This window comes from Streptomyces sp. NPDC050636 (assembly GCF_040654775.1).
Classification (GTDB): Bacteria; Actinomycetota; Actinomycetes; order Streptomycetales; family Streptomycetaceae; genus Streptomyces.
In genome coordinates this window covers 1-3,503 of sequence record NZ_JBFAIP010000223.1, presented here as the reverse complement: position 1 = coordinate 3,503, position 3,503 = coordinate 1, and the positions used below count along the sequence as shown (strand labels likewise).

The following is a 3,503-nucleotide window of genomic DNA, read 5'->3' as shown; positions in this document are numbered from 1 at the left end:
GAAGCTGCCCAGCGTACGGGCGGAGGTCCAGCCCCACTCGTGTGCGGTCCGGGCCCGCACCGGCACTGGTGTATCAACTCTCCGGCCATGATGGGCGATTGTGTGAAAGCTAAGGTGATGACCGACCGCTGCTGCGAAACATGGCGAGTCAGGTCAACTGGCTCTGCGACGAGCACGATTCATTCTTCGAGTGCCCGGATGAATTGATTGAATTCATCTCAAATTTTCAGGAGTACGGGTTGATCATCCATGACGGCGGCGCATCCAGCATCGAGATCCCTGCCGAGTTCCAGGACGAGCGCTGGCTCACGTGTGAGGTGGACAAGTGAAAATCGTTGTAACTATCTTCAGGAAGGACTCCGACCCTCTGGAGGGTGTGGCGGACGTCTCGGGGATCGGCGTGGAGGTGGCCGCCAAGCTAGTGGGTATTCCGGTCGACAGGTTCGCCGATGTGTACCCCTTGGACCAGAGCCAGGCGACTGCTCTTGGTGAGCTCACGGGGATCGTCTTCGACCTGGATTCCTACGAGTACTTCCTGGAGCCCGTAGCCGAGTAAAACTCTGTCACCCAACGGTTTGTGATGCGACGTCAAAGGGTCGGGATCGACGGCCGCTGGTCAGGGCCTTCGTCGTTCCCCGGTCGTGCTTCTCCTCTGGCCGCGGTTGTCGGCACCAGGTGTGCGTCATCCAGCAGGTCAAACGATCTCTTCTGGCCGTTCCCATGGCCTCCGGGTATTTCCGGTCGCCGCCGCGTGCCGTGCGCGCGGCGACGACCGGATTGCGTCACCGACAGCAAACCCATGCAGGCCCGACCATGTGCCGGCCACGGAGTGGGCAAACATCACTTTCGAGTGGAGCGGTCTTCCCGGTCGGCGGACTGCCCGGTTGGCTGGGCGCCAGCGCCATGGTGACTGTCAACCCGCTCAGCTACGGCCCTCCTGCTCCCCCTGCTCCTCCTGGTCGCCGCCCGCCGCTTCTCCCGCATGCCGTGACGTCGAAGCGTCGCGCGTTGGAGCGCGGAGCCGGGACCGAACTTCGCTGAGCCACGCGGCCGGTGCCTGCGCACGTGGTAGGCGTCGCGCCGTCGTACTGCGTTTGCGGCAGGCCAAGTGTCTGCGGACGCACGACGACAGCCTCGGGGCGGGACGGCATCGTGAACAGGGTCGCAAGCGGCGAGAAGGCACCGTCTGTCGAGGAACCTGGAGCAGCCGTGGACCCAATCGCACATCCTGTGGCCGACGGCGAGGACGCTGCCGAAGCCGCCGTTCGCAGTCGGCTTCGTGCAGCAGTGGTCGATGTCGCGCCCATCTTCGGATTCACCGTGAGCTACGCCCTCACTCACCGGCTCACCGTCGCGCTGGTACTCGCCATGGCCGCAGCGGCCGGGGTCTGCGTCTACCGGGTGGTGCGCGGCGATTCGGTGTGGCGCGCGCTCGCGGTCCTCGGCCTCGTTTGCGTCCAGGGGACTCTGGCCGCAAAGACCGGCCAGGCCACTGACTTCTTCCTGCCGAACCTGGTGATGCACAGCGTGGGCGCCCTGGCGAGCGCCGTGCTGCTGCTGCTCGGCTGGCCGCCGATGGGCCTGGTGGTGGGGCTGATCACGAAGGAGCGGACCGCCTGGCGCCGGTGCACGGTGCGGCGCCGGGCGTTCATCAAGGGCAACCTGGTGATCCTCGCCGCGAGTCTCGCGATGCTGGCGATCCAGCTGCCGCTGTACCTGTCCGGCCAGGCCGTCGCCCTCGGCACGGCCGACGCCTTCGGGCCCCCCGTTCTCGCGCTCAGCGCTCTGCTCGGCTGGCGCGTCTACCGGCGCGCCCTCGGCGACCACCTCTGCGCCACCAACGACCGCACGAACACCGGGACATCCCTCCCTCTGGAAAGGACTCTTCCGTGACGAACGCCCAGCCCATCACGACCCAGCCCATCACGACCCAGCCCACAGCGCGGACCTGCCCCTTCGACCCGCCGGAGGAGTACCGCACACTGCGTGAGCAGGACCCGGTCACACCGATGACCTTCCCGGACGGTGCCACCGGCTGGTTGGTCACCAGGTACGACGACGTGCGCACGGTCCTCGCCGACCCGCGGTTCAGCGCGAAGCGCACCCTCCTGCGGCCCGGCGGCCCCGAGACGGCCGACGCACCGGTGCCGCCGACCGCGCCCGGGATGTTCCTCATGATGGACCCGCCGGAGCACACCCGGTTCCGGCGGCTGCTCACCGGGCAGTTCACCGTGCGTCGGATGCGGCAGCTGGCGCCGGCGGTGGAGCAGGTCGTCGCCGAGCGGTTGGACGCGATGGCTGCGGCCGAGGGCCCGGTCGACCTCGTCCAGGCCTTCGCACTGCCGGTTCCCTCACTGGTGATCTGCGAACTGCTCGGGGTGCCGTACGCCGACCGAGAGGAGTTCCAGCGGAACTCGGCCACGCTCCTCCGGCTGGATTCGAGCCCCGAGGAGTTCCAGCAGGCCCAGACGGCGATGCGCGGGTACATCCACCAACTGGCCCTCGCCAAGCGGGAGAACCCCGCCGACGACATCCTCAGCGAACTGGTCCACTCCGGAGAGCTGACCGATGAAGAACTGGTCGGCGTCGGGGTGTTGCTGCTGATAGCCGGGCACGAGACGACCGCGAACATGATCGCGCTGGGCACCATGTGCCTGCTGTGCAACCCTGATCAGCTGGCAGCGTTGCGCGCCGACCCCTCCCTGATGGACAGCGCGATAGAGGAGCTGCTGCGCTACCTGACGATCGTTCAGTTCGGTCTGCGCCGTACGGCGCTGGAAGACGTGGAGCTGCACGGCCACCAGATCAAGGAGGGCAGCCTGGTGGTCGCCTCCCTGGCATCCGGAAACCGGGACGCGGCACACCTCACCGACGACCCTGAGCGGTTGGACGTGGGCAGGCCGCACAGCCCGCACCTGGCGTTCGGCCACGGTATCCACCAGTGCCTCGGCCAGCAGCTGGCCCGGGTGGAGATGAAGGCAGCCCTGTCCGCGCTCCTGGACCGGTTCCCCGAACTGCGGCTGGCGGTTCCCGTGGAACAGGTGCCCATGCGCGACAACATGCTCGTCTACGGCGTCCACGAGCTGCCCGTGACCTGGTAAGGCCGGCACCACCCGGCGAGTCGTCCGAACCACACACCACACGGAGAATCCCCATGAAGATCCTCATCGATGAGGACAAGTGCGTCGGCGCGGGCCAGTGCGTGCTGGCCGCCGCTGACGTCTTCGACCAGCGGGACGAGGACGGCGTCGTCATACTGCTCGACGCCGTCCCGCCACGCGAGTTGCTGCCCCAGGTCAAGGACGCCGCCGTCCGCTGCCCCGCGCTGGCGATCGAGGTGGTGGAGTAGTGCCCACCATGGACCACATTGTCCTGGTGGGCGCGTCGGGCGCGGGGGCCCCGCGGCCCCCGCCCCGCCGCGCGGCGGGGTGGACGGGGAGCGGTGCCAGGTCGGGGGCGGCAAGGGGGCCCCCCACCCACCGCCCCCCCCGGGCAAACAGGTT

General features: G+C 68.1%; 5 protein-coding genes. All 5 read left to right on the top strand.

Annotation, left to right across the window (positions count from 1 at the left end):
* Positions 1-140 precede the first annotated feature (140 nt).
* The 5 genes from AB0I10_RS40765 to AB0I10_RS40745 all read left to right on the top strand — a co-directional run bounded on the left by AB0I10_RS40765 (position 141) and on the right by AB0I10_RS40745 (position 3,349).
* Entirely contained in the window at positions 141-329 is a 189-nt protein-coding gene (locus tag AB0I10_RS40765; RefSeq protein ID WP_363157793.1) for a hypothetical protein, read from the top strand.
* Positions 326-556, top strand: a complete 231-nt coding sequence (locus tag AB0I10_RS40760) for a hypothetical protein (protein ID WP_363157792.1) — start codon at positions 326-328, stop codon at positions 554-556. The genes AB0I10_RS40765 and AB0I10_RS40760 overlap by 4 nt, the downstream gene beginning before the upstream one ends.
* A gap of 653 nt (positions 557-1,209) precedes the next feature.
* On the top strand, positions 1,210-1,893 hold the full coding sequence (locus AB0I10_RS40755) for a DUF3159 domain-containing protein (RefSeq protein WP_363157791.1): 684 nt from the start codon (positions 1,210-1,212) through the stop codon (positions 1,891-1,893).
* On the top strand, positions 1,890-3,101 hold the full coding sequence (locus AB0I10_RS40750; protein WP_363157790.1) for a cytochrome P450: 1,212 nt from the start codon (positions 1,890-1,892) through the stop codon (positions 3,099-3,101). Before AB0I10_RS40755 ends, AB0I10_RS40750 begins: the two co-directional genes overlap by 4 nt.
* Positions 3,102-3,154: 53 nt before the next feature.
* On the top strand, positions 3,155-3,349 hold the full coding sequence (locus AB0I10_RS40745) for a ferredoxin (protein ID WP_363157789.1): 195 nt from the start codon (positions 3,155-3,157) through the stop codon (positions 3,347-3,349).
* The last annotated feature ends 154 nt before the right edge of the window (positions 3,350-3,503 follow it).